Annotated in this window: 15 protein-coding genes; 8 read left to right on the top strand and 7 right to left on the bottom strand. The window is 59.2% G+C overall.

All coding sequences use genetic code 11. The features are described 5' to 3' along the window. Positions 1 to 12: 12 nt before the first annotated feature. From QQG91_RS07925 to QQG91_RS07935, 3 genes are read right to left on the bottom strand one after another with little or no spacing between them, the layout of a single operon-like run. Complete coding sequence (locus QQG91_RS07925; protein ID WP_285769688.1) at positions 13 to 1,920, bottom strand: hypothetical protein; 1,908 nt, start codon at positions 1,918 to 1,920, stop codon at positions 13 to 15. A gap of 13 nt (positions 1,921 to 1,933) precedes the next feature. Beyond that, entirely contained in the window at positions 1,934 to 2,779 is an 846-nt protein-coding gene (locus QQG91_RS07930) for a class I SAM-dependent methyltransferase (protein ID WP_285769689.1), read from the bottom strand. After that, complete coding sequence (locus tag QQG91_RS07935; RefSeq protein ID WP_285769690.1) at positions 2,779 to 3,732, bottom strand: phosphoadenosine phosphosulfate reductase; 954 nt, start codon at positions 3,730 to 3,732, stop codon at positions 2,779 to 2,781. Before QQG91_RS07935 ends, QQG91_RS07930 begins: the two co-directional genes overlap by 1 nt. Positions 3,733 to 3,972: 240 nt before the next feature. On the opposite strand from QQG91_RS07935, the gene QQG91_RS07940 reads away from it, so the two are divergent. Continuing rightward, entirely contained in the window at positions 3,973 to 6,204 is a 2,232-nt protein-coding gene (locus QQG91_RS07940) for a glycosyltransferase family 2 protein (protein WP_285769691.1), read from the top strand. A gap of 117 nt (positions 6,205 to 6,321) precedes the next feature. Next, positions 6,322 to 7,992: a hypothetical protein gene (locus QQG91_RS07945; RefSeq protein ID WP_285769692.1), complete on the top strand. Its 1,671-nt coding sequence runs from the start codon at positions 6,322 to 6,324 to the stop codon at positions 7,990 to 7,992. Here QQG91_RS07945 and QQG91_RS07950 read toward each other — a convergent pair. The 3 genes from QQG91_RS07950 to QQG91_RS07960 all read right to left on the bottom strand — a co-directional run bounded on the left by QQG91_RS07950 (position 7,989) and on the right by QQG91_RS07960 (position 11,842). Beyond that, positions 7,989 to 9,008, bottom strand: coding sequence for a glycosyltransferase family 2 protein (locus QQG91_RS07950; RefSeq protein ID WP_285769693.1), 1,020 nt, complete (start codon positions 9,006 to 9,008; stop codon positions 7,989 to 7,991). The two genes, QQG91_RS07945 and QQG91_RS07950, sit on opposite strands and share 4 nt — an antisense overlap. Continuing rightward, positions 9,005 to 10,699, bottom strand: coding sequence for an adenine deaminase (gene ade / locus QQG91_RS07955; protein ID WP_285769694.1), 1,695 nt, complete (start codon positions 10,697 to 10,699; stop codon positions 9,005 to 9,007). The genes QQG91_RS07950 and ade overlap by 4 nt, the downstream gene beginning before the upstream one ends. A gap of 90 nt (positions 10,700 to 10,789) precedes the next feature. Beyond that, positions 10,790 to 11,842 carry an NAD(P)-dependent alcohol dehydrogenase gene (locus tag QQG91_RS07960; protein WP_285769695.1) on the bottom strand — a complete coding sequence of 351 codons (1,053 nt, stop codon included), beginning with the start codon at positions 11,840 to 11,842 and terminating at the stop codon, positions 10,790 to 10,792. Between the two features lie 158 nt (positions 11,843 to 12,000). On the opposite strand from QQG91_RS07960, the gene QQG91_RS07965 reads away from it, so the two are divergent. Continuing rightward, entirely contained in the window at positions 12,001 to 12,594 is a 594-nt protein-coding gene (locus QQG91_RS07965) for a class I SAM-dependent methyltransferase (protein ID WP_285769696.1), read from the top strand. A 3-nt stretch (positions 12,595 to 12,597) separates the two neighbouring features. On the opposite strand, the gene QQG91_RS07970 is transcribed toward QQG91_RS07965, so the two are convergent. Continuing rightward, positions 12,598 to 13,539 (bottom strand): formylglycine-generating enzyme family protein, encoded by a 942-nt coding sequence (locus QQG91_RS07970; RefSeq protein WP_285769697.1) that lies wholly within the window; start codon positions 13,537 to 13,539, stop codon positions 12,598 to 12,600. A gap of 303 nt (positions 13,540 to 13,842) precedes the next feature. On the opposite strand from QQG91_RS07970, the gene QQG91_RS07975 reads away from it, so the two are divergent. The 5 genes from QQG91_RS07975 (at position 13,843) to QQG91_RS07995 (ending at position 19,217) form a co-directional block, all read left to right on the top strand. After that, positions 13,843 to 14,463 carry a helix-turn-helix domain-containing protein gene (locus QQG91_RS07975; RefSeq protein ID WP_285769698.1) on the top strand — a complete coding sequence of 207 codons (621 nt, stop codon included), beginning with the start codon at positions 13,843 to 13,845 and terminating at the stop codon, positions 14,461 to 14,463. A 100-nt stretch (positions 14,464 to 14,563) separates the two neighbouring features. Next, positions 14,564 to 16,153, top strand: a complete 1,590-nt coding sequence (locus QQG91_RS07980) for an ABC transporter substrate-binding protein (protein WP_285769699.1) — start codon at positions 14,564 to 14,566, stop codon at positions 16,151 to 16,153. 66 nt (positions 16,154 to 16,219) lie between these two features. Continuing rightward, entirely contained in the window at positions 16,220 to 17,326 is a 1,107-nt protein-coding gene (locus tag QQG91_RS07985; protein WP_285772333.1) for a M24 family metallopeptidase, read from the top strand. Next, on the top strand, positions 17,320 to 18,327 hold the full coding sequence (locus tag QQG91_RS07990; protein WP_285769700.1) for an ABC transporter permease subunit: 1,008 nt from the start codon (positions 17,320 to 17,322) through the stop codon (positions 18,325 to 18,327). Before QQG91_RS07985 ends, QQG91_RS07990 begins: the two co-directional genes overlap by 7 nt. Then, positions 18,327 to 19,217, top strand: a complete 891-nt coding sequence (locus QQG91_RS07995; RefSeq protein ID WP_285769701.1) for an ABC transporter permease subunit — start codon at positions 18,327 to 18,329, stop codon at positions 19,215 to 19,217. Before QQG91_RS07990 ends, QQG91_RS07995 begins: the two co-directional genes overlap by 1 nt. Positions 19,218 to 19,220 lie beyond the last annotated feature (3 nt).

Below are 19,220 nucleotides of genomic sequence, written 5' to 3' on the forward strand. Positions count from 1 at the left end.
AAAAGAAAATCGCTAGTCGCCGCTTTGTCTCTGGCGCTTGCGAAAGGCGGCCTTGAGCCGTTCCGAGCGTTCGGTCATGCCCTTTGCCTCGAGATGTGCCTGCATTTCGGTGAGGTAAAGCCGGATGTTCCGACGGTCGCGGATCATCGGATAGAAATCCGAAGCGGCAAGCGAGCCTTCGATACCTGCCTTCATCACAGTCTTGAGATGCCCCATGCGGTTGAGGACAAGAGCGGACTTGTGTCCGAAGCCGAAGCATTTGAAATGGCGAACATTCTCGCCTTGGAGACGCTCGACCTGTTTGCGGTCGGGTTCGAAAAACGGATCGTAATAGAGCTGGACATCGCGGGCGGTGGCGATCTCTTTGGCGGCATCGCTGAAGGCAAGGCTCCAGTCTGCAGCGCGCCCCTTGGCAAAACGGGTCTCCCAAGGGACCAGCGTTTCATCAAGAGTGGATTGCGGGCTAAAGGCAAGCACCGTGGACCCCGGCGCACAGCTTGAAAAGCTCAATGCTGCAAAGGCCCCCATCGAGGTGCCCGCAAAGGCGACATTGTCGAATGAGGCAAAGAACCCGTTTTCCCGAAGGTCTTCGAACATCTCGATCAATTCGGGGTCGCGATACCACACAGGCGCCTGTGCAAAGACCCCAAGGAACGACCACCCCTGATCGGCAGCGAATTTCTCGGCCCAAAGCGTGCGATTGATGCGCGGATCGCCGACGTTGTGCAGGTTATCGAAGGTCACGAGAAGCTGTTTGCGCCCCCGATCCACAAAGGCCGCGCCATGGTGGTTGAGCTTGCGATAAAACCCTGTTGCGGGTTTGGGCGGGGCGATATCGACGAACCATGCGGGCGGCATGTCATCGCTCGACACCGTGACCATACCGTCGTCATCGTCTTCACTCTCTGCGGGTTTGGGCTGGGCAAGTGCCGCCCCCTGCACCGCTTTGGCGATGGCGGCCTGTGCCTGCATCTTGGTCACTTCGAGAATGGCGCGTCCCAAAGCACGCGACCCCGCCAAGGCCCGCGCCCTAACGTTGCGCGGCTCGAGCTCCACATCTTCGACCCCGCTGTCGAGATCGCTCATATCGAAAAGCTGCGGCAAGTGCGGCGCATAGGTGGCACGGAGCTTTTCGTTGTCCTGCGCCAGCTCGTTCATCAAGGTCACGCGGTTTTCGAGCGAGAAGGTATCGTTCTTGGAAAAGAGCAGCGGGTCGTCATAGGTCGAAAGCACGCGGATCAACTGGCGCACATTGGCGGTCTTATCAAAGGAAATGGCGCCGAGCATTTCGCTCAGCTCTACCGACATGCTTTTGTTGGCCTCGCGCGTGGGGCGGTCAAAGGCACTCAGATCCGACAGCCCGAGCATATCCTCGGCAAAGTCGGCCACGATATCGCCGTCCTTGAACGCCTTGCGGTCAAAGGGTTTGATGCGGATATTCTCGGTCCCGAACATCTCGGCGTAGACATCGAGGAAATTGGTAAAGGCGAGCTTCTTGATCTGCCCCGCAAGGAACGATGTCCGGTCATTGGGAACAAGTGCATTCTTGGCCAGTTGCTTATAGAGCACCTCGGCATAGCGGTCCTGCCTGCGCAGATAACAGATCACTTTGGTGTTTCGGGCGATGTGATCGGTGAACAACCCCTTGAGCCCGTTCGCCACCACGACACGGAACATGATTTCCGAGGACACCACATGGGTCATGTCGGGATTTGCGTCGTATTCCTTGACGATCTGCGCGACAAGCTCGGCGGCTTTGCCTTGCGGGACGGCTTGGGCCAATGGGTTGTGCGCGATATGGGTGCGCGCTGCGGTCATGTAATTCACGCCCGCTTTGCGAAGGGCATCCGCGTTCGAATGCAGGAATTGCTGCAACGCGGTGGTTCCGGTCTTTGGTGATCCGATATGGAGAATAAGCACCCCGTCCGCCCCTTCAGAAAGCCATCAGCTTGAAACCCAGCGCCTGCCCCCAATGCAGATGCACGCCGATACAGGTGAAGCCGTTGCGGTCGTATCCACGCATCGACTCTCGGAATGCCTCGAAGGCGGTGGCATAGTCTTTGTCGGCGGCAAGGTTGGGCAGCATCGGGTTGAGCATCACAAAGACGCATTTGCGAGAGATACGGCACATCTCGTCCACGACCTGATGCCAGTCGTTCGGATGGCAGTAATGCTCGATCGCCTGAAAACTCATCACATAGTCGAAGCTTTTGTCGTCAAAGGGATACGGCATGCGCCCCGCATCAAAGAGCGCCATATCGAGCCCGAGAGAGTCGATGATCGGGCGATAGGGCCAGTCCTCGATCTTGCCGTCTTCGGGGATCGGAAGACCGTAGTCATCGGTCTTGCGGGTAAAGCTGTCGTCGTTGGCCTTGCGAAAGAGTGCGCGCGCCTCTTCGCCTTCGGACGCGCCGACCATGTTGACATAGTCGTTGCCGACCACACGGTGCCCATAGTCCCGCAGGATATCGAGCATCGCGCCATGCGCGGTCGAAAGCTCGAAGACATCCTGTGGCGGGAGCGTCAACAGCTCGGGGAAATAGAGCTGTATACGGTTAAAAGCACGCCGCATATTCTTGATACGGCTGAGATATTTCGACTGGGGCTTGCGCCGCGCATCGGGCCAATCCTCGTCCCGAACGGTATAGGGGGTTTTCCATTCTTCGGGCAATCGGCCCGGGAAATGGTTGCCGACATCCGCTACCCGCAAGAGCTGGATATGTTCGCGGCGCGAAACGGTATCCCCTTCGCTGTCAAGTTGCCTTGCTCGACGTCCCATTATGCAGCCCCCCGTTTGTTGACCGACGGCGGCGGTGTGATCCCGCGCTTTTTGCAATCGGCAATGGCCTTGTTGAGCACCTTGCGGAATGCAGGGCCGCGCCGCGTCGATAGGTAATGTTCGCAAAAGAGCGCCGTGAGCCAAGGGTTCCCGCGTTCGTCCACCTTGGCGAGCATCTCTTTCATATAGCGGGTAAAGCCGCGCCGCGCGCGCAGGGCCTGATAGAACTCAAGCTCCGTGAGCGTTCCCGCAATCGCGCGCAGGATCACGGGTTTGAGGATGCCCATCCCCTGCATCGCCGAGGCGATCCGATGCCCCATCAGTCGACAATGAAGTCTCTTGATGTTCTGGCCTGTAAAGAGTGCCGCATGGGCCGCATCCAAGGGCGCGAGCGGGTCCCACAAAAGGTAAACCTTGTCCGCCGAGGCAAGCATATCGGGCGCGAAACCATAGCGGTCGCGGTAATTGCGGTCCCACGCCTTGCTATAGCGCGTCTCCCACGGCGTGACTTCACGGTCGAGGGTGGCTTGGGGGCTGATGGTGATCACCGTGGCTCCGGGACAGGCCGCAGAAAACGCCGCAGCCGCATATCCGCCCATCGAAGCGCCGTAAAACACCACCCGATCAAAGGTGTCGAAAAAACCGTCATCGCGCAATGTGTCAAAGAAATCATGCACTGCGTCGTCGCGATACCACGTCCAATCATGTGCCATCAGCCCGAGGATCGACCAGCCGTGGCTCTTGATGAAATCGAACCCCCAAGGCAACCGCGTGCCCCCGTGTTCGAACACATGGTCAAGGTTTTCAAAGGTCACGACCAGTGTGGAGCCCTCGCGGACATGGAGCGCGGTGTGTTTGTCCCCGAGCTCTTTGAAAAAGCCGCGCTCGTCGCCGAGCTTGATCAGCTCGCGTCGCCATTCGTCCTTATCAAGGGTCTCGCCGAGATCTGCCATTCCTGTTGTCCGCCCGTCGCCTTTCACCAAAATACCCTTTGTCTTTCTTCGAAGACTTAACGGCGTATTGGTCCGCTTTTTGAAACAATAAGTCAGGCGCAATCGGTTTTCCAGCGCCTCGCACAACAATCTTGATAAGAAACCGACACACCGAAGAAGCGAGTCCATTTCGCAACGCCTTAGGGGGCATGTCGCAACATCCCATTGGACTGCCAGAAAAATCACGGTAAATCTCGCGCTATGATTGACACCGAAAGCCCCGTTTTTGTCCGGCATCTGGCCGCGCTCCCGTTTCAAAGCGGGGCGATCCTCGATGCGATCGAGGCAGAGGGAGGCGAAACGGTTCTTTTCACCTCGGGCGGTCTTGCGCCTGAGGCGATTGCAACGACCCTCCCGCGCAAGAGCGAAGTGAGCCTTGGCGGAGCCACGATGCTCAGGCTTGAGGGGATAGGCTCTTTGGCGGTCAGGATCGGGACGGAAACGCAAAAGCTCACCCCGCTGCCCCATGATCTTGATCTTCTCGCAGGGCGGAATGTGGCCTTGGCTTTTCGCAACGGAGAGCACCTTGGCGCGGTGATGGACTGGCTACGGTATCACAGGCGGTTCTTCGGTATGAATGGCGCGGTGATTTTTGAGCGGGCCAAAGAGGACGACGGTTTCGCAGCGACGCTCCGCGAGGCGCTCGTTGCCGAAAAAATCGACACCCGCGTCGTCTATGTCCGCTGTGCAGTGCCCTTGGGCAAATCGGGGCTTCCGCCCGAACAGCACCCTTTCAACGTGGCCGAGTCTCCGGGCAAGGACCGGATGGAGCTTCCCGAGCCGGACCCATGGACTGCGCCCATGGGCGAGCCGCTGATCTTCGAGATCGCGCGTCAGAGGTTTCTGGCCCGTGCGCGTGCGGTTGCCAATCTCGATCTGCATGATCTCTTGTTCCCCGTGGGCGGGCGCGGCACCGTCTTTGATGCCGCCCAGCGCGCCGAGAGCGGTGTCATCGCGATGCACGGGCGCCACTGCTACCCTTGGGCGGTCAAAAAGGGCGAACGCCCCGAATTCGGCGACCACATCTGTGTGCAGTTCGACACCCCCAAAGTGCGCTCGCGCTGGTGCGTCGCCCCCGCCAAGCTTGCATCCGACGCTTTTTGGAAGTTCACGCGGATCGCCAACGCCGAAGCCGCGATGCCGCCTTTTCCCTTCCTGCGCTGTATGGGCGTGCGGCATGCGAACGACAAAATCAGCCAGATCGTCCCCAAATCCTCGCTCGTCGAAGCACCGCAGCTTTTGGAATTGATGGAAAAGGCCTTTGGCCATACCCCCCAGAGGGTTCCCGATCTTGAAAAGCCGCAGGTCAATTACACAAGCAACTTTACCACCATCGTCACCACGATGAAGAACGAGGGCCCATTCATCCTTGAATGGCTCGCCTATCACCGAGTGATCGGGGTCGAGGGTTTTCTTGTCTATACCAACGACTGCAACGACGGGACGGATACATTCCTCGAACTCTTGCAGCAGAAAGGCTACTGCCAGCATCGGGACAACCCCTTCAAGGGCACCGATCTCAAACCGCAGCACGCCGCGCTTCAGGCCTCGGAGAGCGAAGAGCTTTATACCAAGGCCGATTGGCTGATCTGTATGGACGTCGACGAATATATCAACGTCAAGGTGGGTGACGGCACCTTGGGCGATCTTTATGCCCGCTTGCCCGATGCAAACCTGATTTCCTGCACGTGGCGGCTTTTCGGCAATGCTGACGTGCACGAATACGAGGATGTGCCGATCATCTCGATCTTTGACCGCTGCGCCGAAGAGGTCACGCCCAAGCCGCATCAGGCTTGGGGGTTCAAAACGCTCTTTCGCAATATCGGGCTGTTCAAGAAAATCGGTGTGCACCGCCCCAACGGGCTTAATCCGCAGCTTTGGGACGATGTGCGTTGGTATAACGGTTCGGGCAAGCGGATGCCGCTCAACTACTACCGAAACGGCTGGCGCTCGTCCCAGAGCACCTATGGCTATGATATGGTGCAGCTCAACCATTATGCCGTCCGCTCTGCCGAAAGTTTTCTTGTCAAACGCGACCGTGGACGGGTGAACCATGTGGACCGCGATCAGGGGCTTTCCTATTGGTTCCGCATGAACAACAACGCAGTTCAGGAAACGTCGATCATGCGGCTTTTGCCGCGGGTGCGTGCCGAGATGGACCGTATGCTCGAAGACCCCGACATTCGCGCCGCGCACGAGGGCTGCGTCGCCGCCCACAAGGCCAAGATCGCAGAGCTGCTGGAAACCGAGAACTATACCAAATTCTATCAGGAAATCACCTCGGACCGGATGCAGACCCTTGCCCGCATGCACCGCCACTTCGGCCAGAATGTCTTTCTGGCGGGGCCGGACTCGGTTCCGGACGAAGCGGTCCACAAGGACCCGCCCCAGGATTTCTTCTTTACCGTTGAGAGAACGGAAACAACGCACTAATCCCGCGCTGATTGTTCCCGTTATGGACAAGGTAAGGGTTCACCCGCTAGTGTCGCTTCAACACCAAGGAGAGCGCGCGGCACGAACCTCGCCCCCGACCAAAGAAAGACGGAGAGCATGAACCTTTTCCCCGATATGACGGCGCCCGAATACCAGATTGCTGCCCTCTGGATGGAGGGGCCGCTCAGCTATCTTGAACAGCTTTGCCTCAAGTCCTTTGTCGATGCGGGCCATCATGTGAAGCTTTATCACTACGGACCGCTCCAGAACGTCCCCGAGGGGATCGAGCTTGCCGATGCCAATGACATCCTCCCGCAAAAGGGGTTCCTCACCCACGAGCGCACAGGAAGCCCTGCGCTCCACTCCGATCTTTTCCGTTACCGGATGCTTGCCAAAAGCGACCGCACGATCTGGGCCGATACCGACGCCTATTGCATGAAGCCGTTCACCACGCCGAACGGCCATTTCTATGGCTGGGAGTCGGACAAGCATATCAACGGCGGGGTTCTCGGCCTCCCCAAAGATAGCGACACGCTTTTCGAGTTGATCGAATACACCAAGGACGAATTCGCGATCCCCGAGTGGTATGGCGAGGAATATATGCGCGAACTTGAGGATGCGCGCGACAGCGGCAACCCCGTTCATGCCAGCGAACAGCCTTGGGGTGTTTGGGGTCCCCACGCGGTGACGCATTTCCTGCACAAAACGGGTGAAGCGAAATATGCGCTGCCGCAAGAGGGTCTCTATCCTTATACCTTCAAAGAGCGGCGCATGATGCTCAAGCCCGGCGAAGACACGTCGACCCATATCACGCAGAACACCTTTTCCGTGCATCTCTATGGTCGGCGTATGCGGGCGCGGATCGTCGAGCGCGAAGGCGGCGTGCCGCATCCGGATAGCCTCTTGGGGCGTTTGATCGCCAAGCACGGGATCGACCCCCATGCCGCGCCCCTGCCCCCGCCGAAAACCACCTTCGCCAAGGGCAAGGACACGGACGAGCCAAAGGCCAAAACCAAGACGGTGAAAGTGGCGGCCGTCCCCGCCCCCTTTAAACCCGAACCTGTTCCCGTTGCGGCAAGCGGCAACCCCATCGAGCCGATCGACCGCACGCGCGGGCATTTGAACCTTACCGATCTGGCGGATCGGTTCGGCTCGGACAAAGGCTCGACCAAGCACCGCTATACCGAGCTTTACCAGATGCTGTTCCTCCCCTATCGGAACCGCAAGATCAACTTTCTCGAAATGGGCCTTTTGATCGGTGGACCCGAGCACGGGATCGACAAGGACCGCGTCACAAACGACTGTCCGTCTATCCGCATGTGGCTCGAGTATTTCCCGAGTGCGCTGATCCACGGGCTGGATATTTCGGACTTCTCTTGGTTCGAGCACGAACGCTTCAAGTTCTTCCGCTGCGATATGGACACCCGCGAGAACATCCAAGAGGCGTCCAAGGACATGCCCGACATGGACATCATCATCGATGATGCCTCCCATGCCTCGCACCACCAACAGAACGCATTCCTCGAACTCTTCCCGCGTCTCAAATCGGGCGGGCTCTATATCATCGAGGACATGCGCTGGCAGCCCCCGAATATGGAGCATGACGGGATCACCAAAACCCGCGATCTCTTCTACGGGTTTCAGACCTCACGGCGTTTCAAGCATTCGGACCCGCGCATCGAGGCCGAGTTCAACAAGCATATCGTCGATATTTCGGGCTGTTTCGTGTTCCACGCCGGATACAACATCAACAAGCGTGGTCAGGTCGCGGTGATCCACAAGCGCTAGTCGCTCTGGATCGCCGTCAATCGCGCAAGATGCGCCCTTGTGTCCTCGATCCGCGGGGGGCGGCTGTCCCCTGCGAGCTTGAGCATCCAGAGAAAATGCTCGACTTCGGGATCACGGCGAAGCGTCGCGATCCGCGCGCGGGCTTCGTCCTTGGCGCGGGCCAATAGGTCGGGCGCGATGGCGCCAAGCCGTGCAATCTCGGCGCGGGTGGCCTCTTGGTGGCGCGTCATGCCGTGGTCTTCGACGCTGTTCCAGTTCCGCTCGACCCAATAGGCCAGATCAAGCGCCCGCGTGCTGCGGTTCGGCAGTCCCCTTTGGCGTTTGAGGAGAAACTCTTCGGCGGAGCGAAGCGAATAATGGTTGAGCTGCACCAAGGGCGGTTTGGTTTGCAAACCGAAAAGATTGATCCGCTTGGGGTTCTGGCTAAAGCCTTCGGGGAGCGCCTGTCCCGCGCCGTTGATCCAACGCGGCGCATCACCCTTTTTCTGCTGCGGGCGGTGCACCCCCAATCGTCCGAAAACCGAGGGTTTGACGATGGATTTGAAGAACCACGCGGACGGAAGCGCGATATCGAGCGGCGCTGCGCGGGTAAATCGTTCAATCGTAAGGCCCTCGTCCCAGTTTTCGATCCCCGATGAGCCGAAGAGCCGCCAAGCCACGGCGATCCCCTCGACCTCTCGGGTCTTGGAGAGCAGCTCGGCCAACGAGCCATAGGGCTGCGCCAGCGAGAAGAATTCGTCACAATCGACAAAGGCGACCCATTCGGCGTCTTTCACCAAAGGATGGCTCGAGGCGGCATGAAGCGCGCGCCATTGGACGGTCTTTTCCCCCTTCGGGGTCGGAACGCGGGTGACGATCCCCTCGGCAGCGTAGCGGTCAAGAATATCGGTGGTCAGATCATCACAGTCATTGGTGTAGATCAGGAAATGATCCACCCCCAAGGCGCGATGATGGGCGATCCATTCCGTCAGGTGGATCGCCTCGTTCCGCATGGCCGTGACGAAGAGAAGGCTCACGAGATCAGCTCGAACTTGTGCACATCGACCATCCCGCGATCGGTGATCTTGAGCGCGGGAATAACGGGCAGTGCAAGGAACGCCAGTTGCAGGAAGGGTTCCTCAAGGGTGACACCAAGGGACCGCGCCGCCTCGCGCAGCTCGACCAATCTGTCACGCACATGCTCAAAGCTCTCAAGGCTCATGAGACCCGCCACAGGCAGCGGTAGCTCGGCCAGAACCTTGCCGTCCCGCACGACGACGAAACCGCCCTCGATTTCGCCCAGACGGTTCGAGGCCAGCGCCATATCGTCATAATCCACACCCACCGCTGCGATGTTATGGTGATCATGGCAAACGGTCGAAGCAATCGCCCCCGCCTTGAGCCCGAAGCCTTTGACAAAGCCTGTCGCGGTGTTGCCGTTGATCCCATGACGTTCGACCACCGCGATACGGATCAGATCACGGGCGGGATCGGGGCGCTTGTCCCCGTCGGTCGAGGGGATATCCTCGCGCAGATATTCGGTGATGATCTTGCCTTCGATGATCCCGATCACAGGCGTTTCGGGATTGTTACCGCCATGTCGGAAGGTCTCGGCCCCTACCTTTGGGGCCTTGACCGAATTGCGGCCAACGGGCGCAATCACTCGGCGCGCGGCAAAGGCGGCGTCACCCACCACGACACCTGCACACAGAACAAGCGCGGCATGACATCCCTCAAGGCTGTCGATTGCCACAATATCCGCCCGTTTCCCCGGTGCGATCTGGCCGCGATCCTTGAGGCCGAAGGCTTCAGCGGCAGAGAGCGAGGCCGCCCGATAGGCGGCAAGCGGCGATGTGCCCCGCGCAATCAGCGTGCGGATCATGTAATCCAGATGCCCGTGCTCGCCGATATCAAGCGGATTGCGGTCATCGGTGCACAGACACATATAGGCCGAGGTCACGTCCGTCAGAACGGGTTGCAGCGCAATCAGGTCCTTGGACACCGACCCCTCTCGGATCAGGACGCGCATGCCTTTACGAAGCTTCTCGCGCGCCTCCTCGGCGGTGGTCGCTTCATGCTCGGTTCTGATCCCTGCCGAGATATAGGCGTTAAGGTCCTTGCCCGAAAGCTGCGGACAATGCCCGTCGATATGCGCTCCCTCGAAAAGGCGCAGCTTGTCCATGCAGCCTTGGTCGCGGAAGATAACGCCGGGATAATTCATGAACTCGGCCAAACCGATGTTGGACGGGTGGCCCATCACCTCGGCAATGTCCTTGGCAAGAAGCGTCGCGCCCGCGGTTTCCATATGCGAGGACGGCACACAGGAGGAGAGCTGCACCTTGATGTCCATCACGGTGTGCTGGCTTGCCTCTTGGAAATAACGAATGCCGGCAAGACCGATGACATTGGCGATCTCGTGCGGGTCGCAAATGGCGGTCGTCACCCCGCGCGGTGCCACGCAGCGGTCGAACTCGTAAGGCGTCACAAGGCTGCTTTCGATGTGCAGATGCGTGTCGATGAACCCCGGAACGAGGATCTTGCCCGAAACGTCGATCACCTCGCGGGCTTCATATTCAGCGCCGATCCCGACGATCACCTCACCACAGATGGCAACGTCCCCGTCGATCAGATCGCCCGTCACAACGTCAAACACCCTGCCCCCGCGCAGCACCTTGTCCGCGATTTCGTCTCCGCGCCCTTGGGCGATCCGCTGTTCGAGCTTTGCCATACTACCCTCTCGACGTTTCTGAGCGCCGCCGCGCGGCCTTACATCCATAAGTAGCGAATGCCTTCCGCCTCGGCCATGGCAAATGCAGGGTCAATCGGGCAAAACGATCTGCATTTTGACATCCTTGGGCGGCGCAGAGGCCGCGATATCGAACGCCTCGACACTCTGGTCAAAGTCAAAGGTCCGCGTAATCAAGGGTTTGACGTCGATGGTCCCTGCGGCCAACATTGCCACGCAGCGCGGGAAAACATGGGCATAGCGAAAGATGTTCTCGACCCGTGCTTCGCGCACCATGGCCGCGCCTGCATCGTATTTGATCGGTTCGGACTGGCCGCCGATCATCACGACACAGCCGCCTGGGGCAAGGGGCTCGAACACCTGCGCGGCAGCGATGGGCGATCCTGTCGCCTCGAACACCACATTCGCGCCCCAACCATCGGTCGCCTTTTTGACCACATCGGCAATGCCTTGGGCGCGCACGTTCACGGGGGAGATTGCCGCATGGAGCGCTCCCGCAATCTCGAGCTTGGCCTCGGCGATATCGGTGACAAAGACGCGCGCGCAGCCTGAGGCAATCGCGGCCAGCGCGGTGACAAGCCCGATCGGCCCCGCCCCGAAGACAACGGCGATATCACCGGGGGATATCCGCGCCTTGGTGGCGGCATGGACCCCGACTGCCAGCGGTTCGACCATCGCGCCTTCGGCAAAGCTGAGATGATCGGGGAGCTTGAAGGTGAAATCGGCGGGATGAACGCAAGTCGGGCGCAAGATGCCGTGCACGGGCGGTGTCGCCCAGAACCGCACGGCGGGATCTATGTTATACATCCCCAGACGCGCCGCTTTGGAGGTCGGATCGGGGATGCCGGGTTCCATACAAACGCGATCGCCTACCGCTAGATGCGTGACTTCGGAGCCGCACTCGATGACGGTGCCTGCGGCCTCGTGGCCGAGGATCATCGGCTCTTTCACGACAAAATCGGCGATGCGCCCGTGGGTGTAGTAATGCACGTCGGAGCCGCAAATCCCCACGGTGTGCAGTTTGATCCGCACATCACGCGGCCCGAGCACCTCTTCGGCGCGGGAAATCTCGGGAAACTCCCGAAGTGCGAGAACGTCCTTTTTCTCGAGCACGAGCGCTTTCATCGCGGCTCCCCTTTCTGATCCATAGGCTAGGGCTGAACGGAATCAGCATGTTAGGCCCGACTTTCTCAGGTTTTTGGGGAAATACCAGCACCGAGACTGGTCAGAAGCCGTTCTGCGCCTTAGCTAGTGCGAAAGGGAAAACATAAAGGTTTACAAATATGCACTGGGACCAACGTTTCGCAGGAGAAGAATATGTGTTCGGCACCGAGCCCGCTCAGGCCTTGGTCAAACTCGAGCACTATTTGGTGCCAGAGGGCGAAACCCTTGTCGTTGCCGATGGCGAAGGACGCAATTCGACCTTTCTTGCCGAGCAAGGATATAAGGTGATTGCGACCGATTACGCGGAAAACGGCATTCGCAAGGCCAAAGCGCTTGCCGCGTCGCGCGGCGTCACGCTCGAACACCGTCTGGAAGACATCTTCGAAACCGATTGGGCTGCGCGGCAATACGACAATGTGGTCGCGGTCTTTATCCAGTTCGTGCCGCCGAGCGCGCTTCGCGGCGTGCTTCGGGGCCTTCGGACCGCCTTGAAGCCCGGCGGCACTCTTATCCTTCATGGCTATACCCCCGGTCAGGTCGGGCGCGGCACGGGCGGCCCCGGTGATCCTGCTCATATGTATACTGCCGAGCTTCTTCGCGAGGTGTATTCGGATATGGAGATCCTCGTTTGCGAGGAATACATCGCCGAGCTGTCCGAAGGCAAAGGACACAGCGGCGTCTCGGAAATCATTGATTTTGTGGCAAAATCCTAGAACCTAGACGTCGTAGAAAACCCGAAACCCCGCATTGCAGCCGCCGCTGTCCGCCGCCAAGGCAAGACGGGACGCGATGCGATACCGATAGCAATAGCTGATGTGGCAGAGGAAACTCCCGCCCTTCATCAGCTTTTGCTTTTCCCGCTGGGCAATCTCGTTGCGCGCGGCAGCATTGCGCGAGGCGGAGCGGATACGGAACGGCTCCGAAGTCCATTCCCAGACGTTCCCCGCCATATCGAAGATCCCCGCCCCGTTGGCCGCATAGCTCCCCACGGGCGAGGTGCCGACCCATCCGTCGGCGGCGGTGTTCTCTTCGGGGAAACGGCCCTGAAAAATGTTACAGGGGAAAAACGCTGTGTCGTCGGGCTCTTGATCACCCCAAGGAAAGCGCGGATCGGCAAGACCGCCGCGTGCCGCATGTTCCCATTCCGCTTCGGTCGGCAATCGCCCCCCCGCCCAAGCGCAAAACGCGGCAGCATCCTCCCAAGCGATATGGGTGACAGGGTGATCGGCGCGCGCGGATATGTCCGACCCCGCCCCTTCGGGCGCATACCAACAGGCGCCGTCGATCGCGCTCCACCACGTCGTGCCGCCCCCTGATGGCGCCGACGACGGGTCCGCAAGGAGCCCACGAAACACCGTGCTCCAGCCGAAGCGCTCGGCCAAGGTGCGATAGCCCGTTGCAAGGACAAAGGCCGCAAAGCGGGCATTGGTCACGGGAACCGCTTCGACCTCGAAGGGCTTGAGCCGATGCTCGCGCAGGATACCCTCGCCGTCCTGAGGGAGTTCAGGTCTCTTTGTGCCCGTGTGGCTTCGGCCGCCTTTGAAGCGGATTCGCTCGGCGCCCACCGCGCTTGCAATCGCGCCAAGCCCTTCGGGAAGCGCCTTCGCCCCTTGCCCAGCGGCACCGGCTCGCTGCCCTTCTGAACCGCAACAGCTCATGGGATGATCCCGATAAAGCAAAACCCTTGGCAATACATTGTGATGTCCCGAACACCGATAAATCGACCCGATTTACCTAACCGACCGCTCACGGGCAGGCAATCGAACTGCGATCCGTTTGCCAACGAAGCGAAACGCAAAGCCCCTACGCCGCAAGACGGGAAATCCCAAGCCAACCCAAGGGAATCGCAAGGAAATCATGCCGTTTCAGGCTGTTAAGGTGACGTGACGGCAAGTAAAATTTTTTTACTTTGAGGTAAATTCTTGTTGATCTTTTGATTGATTGGTCAAAAAAATGCGCCCATGCTCGCACATTCGTCAGAAAAACCTTCGCAACCCAAACTCGGCGCGCTTGTCCGCAAGCGGCGCAAACAGCTTGGATTGACGCTTCAGGGTCTGAGCGACTCAACAGGCGTTTCGACAGGCTATGTGAGCCAGATCGAACGTGATCTTGCTCTGCCGAGCTTGGGCACTCTGGCGCAGATTGCAGCGGGACTTGATGTCGAACTCGAATATTTCATCAAGAGCCATAAACCCAAAGACGCCATTACCCGCGCAGGCGCCAGAGCGCGTTTTTCCATTGCAGGGTCTTCGATCTCTTACGAAGCCCTAAGCAACGACTATCCCGGCTCGGAGATGTCATCCTACATCATGCATGTCCCCGTCGGATACGAATCCGAACTGGTGTCGCACCAAGGTGAAGAGATCATCTACATTCTCGAAGGCGAGATAGAGCAGACCCTTGACGGTCAGGTCTTTACGATGCGGACGGGCGACAGCCTTCACTATAGCGGCGAGCTGCCCCATTCGTGGGCCAATCGTTCCGGATCACCCGCTCGGATTTTATGGACAGGCACCTTGAGTGTCCTGACCCCCAGTCAAAGCACGCGGCTTCCCCCCATCTCGAAGGAGGCCGAACTCTAATTCCCTCCCCTCGGGCGAGGGTCAACGTTTCGCTCACAGCGAAAATAACGGTGCGAAGACACCGGCCACGGAACCGACATCCCAACATGGAGATTGTTCAATGTCACTTAAAACCAAACTGCTCGGCATGGCAGCTGCCTTTGCCCTTACGGCGGGTGCGGCGCATGCCCAAGCACTCGTCTATTGCTCGGAAGGATCGCCCGAAGGCTTTGATCCGGCGCTCTATACCGCCGGCACCACCTTTGATGCCTCGAGCCATCCGATCTATAACCAGCTGGTCGAATTCAAGGTCGGCACCACCGAAGTGATCCCCGGTCTTGCCGAAAGCTATGAAGTTTCGGACGACAGCCTCATGGTGACCTTCAACCTGCGCAAAGGCGTCAAGTTCCACTCGAATGCGAACTTCACCCCGACCCGCGACTTCAATGCCGACGACGTGATCTTCTCGTTCGACCGTCAGGGCAACCCCGAGAACCCCTATAATCAGGTTTCGGGCGGCACTTGGGAATACTACGGCGCCATGTCGATGCCCGATCTCGTCAAGAGCATCGAAAAGGTCGACGATTATACCGTCGTGTTCCACCTGACCCGCCCCGAAGCACCCTTCATCGCCAACATGGCTATGGATTTCGCTTCGATCGTGTCCAAGGAATACGCAGACGCCATGCTGGCGGCAGGCACCCCTGAAATGCTGAACCAAGAGCCGATCGGCACGGGTCCGTTCACCTTCCAAGCCTACCAGAAAGACGCCGTGATCCGTTACCTGCGCAACGAAGACTATTGGGGCGACAAGGCCAAGGTCGAAGCGCTGATCTTTGCGATCACGCCCGATGCCTCGGTGCGTTACCAGAAGCTTCAAGCCGGTGAATGCCACGTTATGGCCTATCCGAACCCCGCCGACATCGAAGCGATGAAAGCGGATTCGAATGCGGTCGTTCTCGAGCAAGAAGGTCTCAATGTCGGCTATCTGGCCTACAACACCCAAGTCGCGCCCTTTGATAACCCCGAAGTGCGCCGCGCTCTGAACATGGCCATCGACAAGCAGTCGATCATCGACGTCGTTTTCCAAGGGTCGGGTCAGATCGCCAAGAACCCGATCCCGCCGACCATGTGGTCCTATAACGATGCCATCGTCGACGATGTCTATGATCCCGAAGCCGCCAAAGCCGCTCTTGCAGCCGCAGGCGTCGAGAACCTAGACCTCAAAATCTGGGCAATGCCGGTGCAGCGTCCCTATAACCCGAACGCACGCCGTATGGCGGAGCTGATGCAGGCCGACTTTGCCAAGATCGGTGTCAACGTCGAGATCGTGTCCTACGAATGGGGTGAATACCTCGAGCGCTCGAAAGCGGTTGATCGTGACGGTGCGGTGCTGCTCGGATGGACCGGCGACAACGGCGATCCGGACAACTTCCTTGCCGTTTTGCTCGGCTGTGACGCTGTAGGCGGCTCGAACCGTGCACAATGGTGCCATGAGCCCTTCGACGAAGTGGTGCAAGCCGCCAAGGTCGTGAGCGATCCTGCGGAGCGCACTGCGCTTTATGAAAAGGCGCAAGAGATCTTCAAGGAACAGGCACCCTGGGCCACGATCGCGCATTCGGTCGTCTTCATGGTCACCCGTCCCGAAGTCGATGGCTATATCGTCCACCCCTTGGGCGGTCACATCTTCAATCAGGTCGGCTTGAAGTAAGCCTAACCCCGAACCGGCGCTTTGCGGCGCCGGTTCTCCCTTTCTCGGAATTTCATGGGTGCCCCGATGGCCACAGGCTTGAACGACAGACTTGGTGACTATGTCGCCATTGCCAAAACTCTTGGTGTTGACGCCGTGGTCCTTGTGCCGGGACCCAATTTCACCCGCGTCGTCAGCCACCCCTTCATGAGCCACGAACGCCCGCACCTGATGGCGATTTGCGCCGATGGCCGCACGGCTGCGATCGTGCCGAACCTTGAACTGCAAAGCTGGGGACTTGTGGGCTTTGAGGGTCCCGTTTTTGATTGGCGCGACCAGACCGGCTATGCCGAAGCCTTTTCCGATTTCCTCGGCTATCTCGGGATTGAAAGCGTTGCGGTCGAAGGTCAGGTCATGCGGGTCTTTGTCCACCACGCGCTTCTGGCCGCGCAGCCGTCGCTTAGGATTGTCGACGCCGAACGCGAAATTTCCGCGCCCCGCATGATCAAGACACCGAACGAGATCGAAGCCATGCGAGAGGCGATCCGCATCTCGGAAAGTGCTCTCGAGCGAACGCTTGCGGGCTTCACCCTCGGGCAGACTGAAAAAGACATCGAACAGGCCCTGATCCTGAACCTATTTGCCGAAGGCGCGGAAGATCACGCCTTTCGCCCGATTGTTGCCGCGGCCGAGAATGCGGCCCGTCCCCATGCCAAAGCCCGCAAAGTCCCGCTCCAGCGCGGTGATGCGCTTCTGATCGACTTCGGCGCACGCAAGGGCGGATTTTGCGCCGATATAACGCGCACGTTTTTCGTCGGCCACGTGAGCGACGAGGATGCCGAGATTTATGAGACCGTGCTTCGCGCCAACCGCAAGGGCCACGAAGTGACCCGCGCAGGGATCACCGCGCACGAGATCGACGATGCGGTCATCGGCGTTCTCGAAGCCTCGCCCTTTGCAGAATTCATCCGCACCAAAACGGGGCATGGTCTTGGCCGCGAGGTGCACGAAGCCCCCTATGTCATGCGCGGAAACCACATGGTTCTGCCTGCAGGCACCGTCTATACCAACGAACCCGGCCTTTATCTCGAGGGACGTCTCGGCGTTCGGATCGAAGATGACGTGCTGGTGACGGAAACGGGATCGGAGTCGCTGACAACCTTCCCGACCGATCTGAGGGTCCTGCCATGCTGAAATATGTCCTGACGCGCCTTTTGACGTTCTTGCCCACGTTTATCGGGGTGACGCTTATTTCCTTCGGTTTCATCCGCGCGCTTCCCGGTGATCCGATCATCGTGATGGCGGGCGAACGCGGTATCAGCGAAGAACGATATGCCGAGCTTGTGGCCCAATTCGGCTTCGACAAGCCGCTCACGGTCCAGTTCTGGGACTATCTCAAGGGCGTGCTTCAGGGCGATCTTGGAACCTCTTTCGTCACAAAGAAACCCGTGTGGGACGAATTCTTCGCGCTCTTTCCCGCCACGCTTGAATTGTCGCTGTGTGCGATGATTTTTGCCATCGTGCTCGGTCTTCCTGCAGGCGTCATCGCCGCCGTGAACCGCGGGAAACTCTTTGACCGTGCCCTGATGTCGACCGCGCTGATCGGATATTCGATGCCGATTTTCTGGTGGGCGCTTCTCTTGATCATCGTCTTTTCGGGTCAGCTCCATTGGACGCCCGTTTCGGGCCGCATCGATCTCATCTATTACTTCCCGAACCCAACGGGCTTTATGATCTATGATGCCATCGCCTCGGGTCAGGACGGTGCGCTGTGGTCTGCACTGCGCCATCTCATCCTGCCGACGATCGTTCTGGGGACCATTCCGCTTGCGGTCATTGCCCGTCAAACCCGCTCGGCCATGCTCGAAGTGCTGGGCGAAGACTATATCCGCACGGCCCGCGCCAAGGGTCTCCCCCCTGCCCGCGTCAACGGTATCCACGCCCTGCGCAATGCGATGATCCCCGTGATCACCGTGATCGGCCTTTCGGTGGGAACGCTCCTTGCGGGGGCCATTTTGACCGAAACGATCTTCAGCTGGCCCGGGATCGGCAAATGGATGGTCGATAGCATTTTCCGTCGTGACTATCCCGTTGTTCAGGGCGGACTTCTTCTCACTGCGGTCATGGTGATGATCGTCAATTTCATCGTCGATATCCTCTATGGTGTCATCAACCCAAAGATCCGGAAACGCTGATGACAGATCTGACCCAATCCCCCGCCCGTCCGAGTGCACTTGCCGAATTCTGGTTCTATTTCCGTGAAAACCGCGGAGCCGTGATCGGTCTTTGGGTGTTCGGAGCCTTTTTGCTCATCGCGCTTCTGGCCCCTTGGATCGCGCCGCATGATCCGACCATGCAGTATCGCGAGCATATCCTTCAGCCCCCTGTGTGGCAGGACGGAGGATCATGGACCTTTCCGCTCGGCACCGATCCCGTCGGCCGCGATATGCTCTCGCGCCTGATGGTCGGCGCGCGGTTCTCGTTCTTTGTCGGGATCGTGGTGGTTGCCGTCGCGTCGACGGGCGGCATCATCATCGGCCTGTTGTCGGGCTTCATGCCGCGCTGGCTCGATACCATCATCATGCGTTTGATGGATATCATCCTCGCCTTTCCGTCGCTTCTTCTTGCGCTTGTGCTGGTGGCCGTGCTCGGCCCGTCGCTCGTGAATGCGATGATCGCCATCGCGATCGTGCTCCAGCCGCATTACGTGCGCCTGACCCGTGCCTCGGTTCTGGCCGAAAGACAAAAGGATTATGTCACATCGGCGCGTGTTGCGGGCGCGGGAACGCTTCGTTTGATGTTCGTGACGGTGCTTCCGAACTGTATGGCGCCGATCATTGTTCAGGCGGCGCTCTCGTTTTCGACAGCGATCCTTGATGCGGCGGCTTTGGGCTTTCTCAACATGGGCGCGCAGCCCCCGACCCCCGAGTGGGGCACCATGCTGGCGGAATCGCGCGAGTTCATCCAGCGCGCGTGGTGGGTCGTGACCTTCCCCGGCATTGCCATTCTCGTCACCGTACTTGCCATCAACCTCATGGGCGACGGTCTTCGTGACGCTCTCGATCCCAAGCTGAAGAGGAGCTGAGCC

Origin of the sequence: Marivivens sp. LCG002 (assembly GCF_030264275.1) — a bacterium.
In the GTDB taxonomy this organism is placed as follows: domain Bacteria; phylum Pseudomonadota; class Alphaproteobacteria; order Rhodobacterales; family Rhodobacteraceae; genus Marivivens.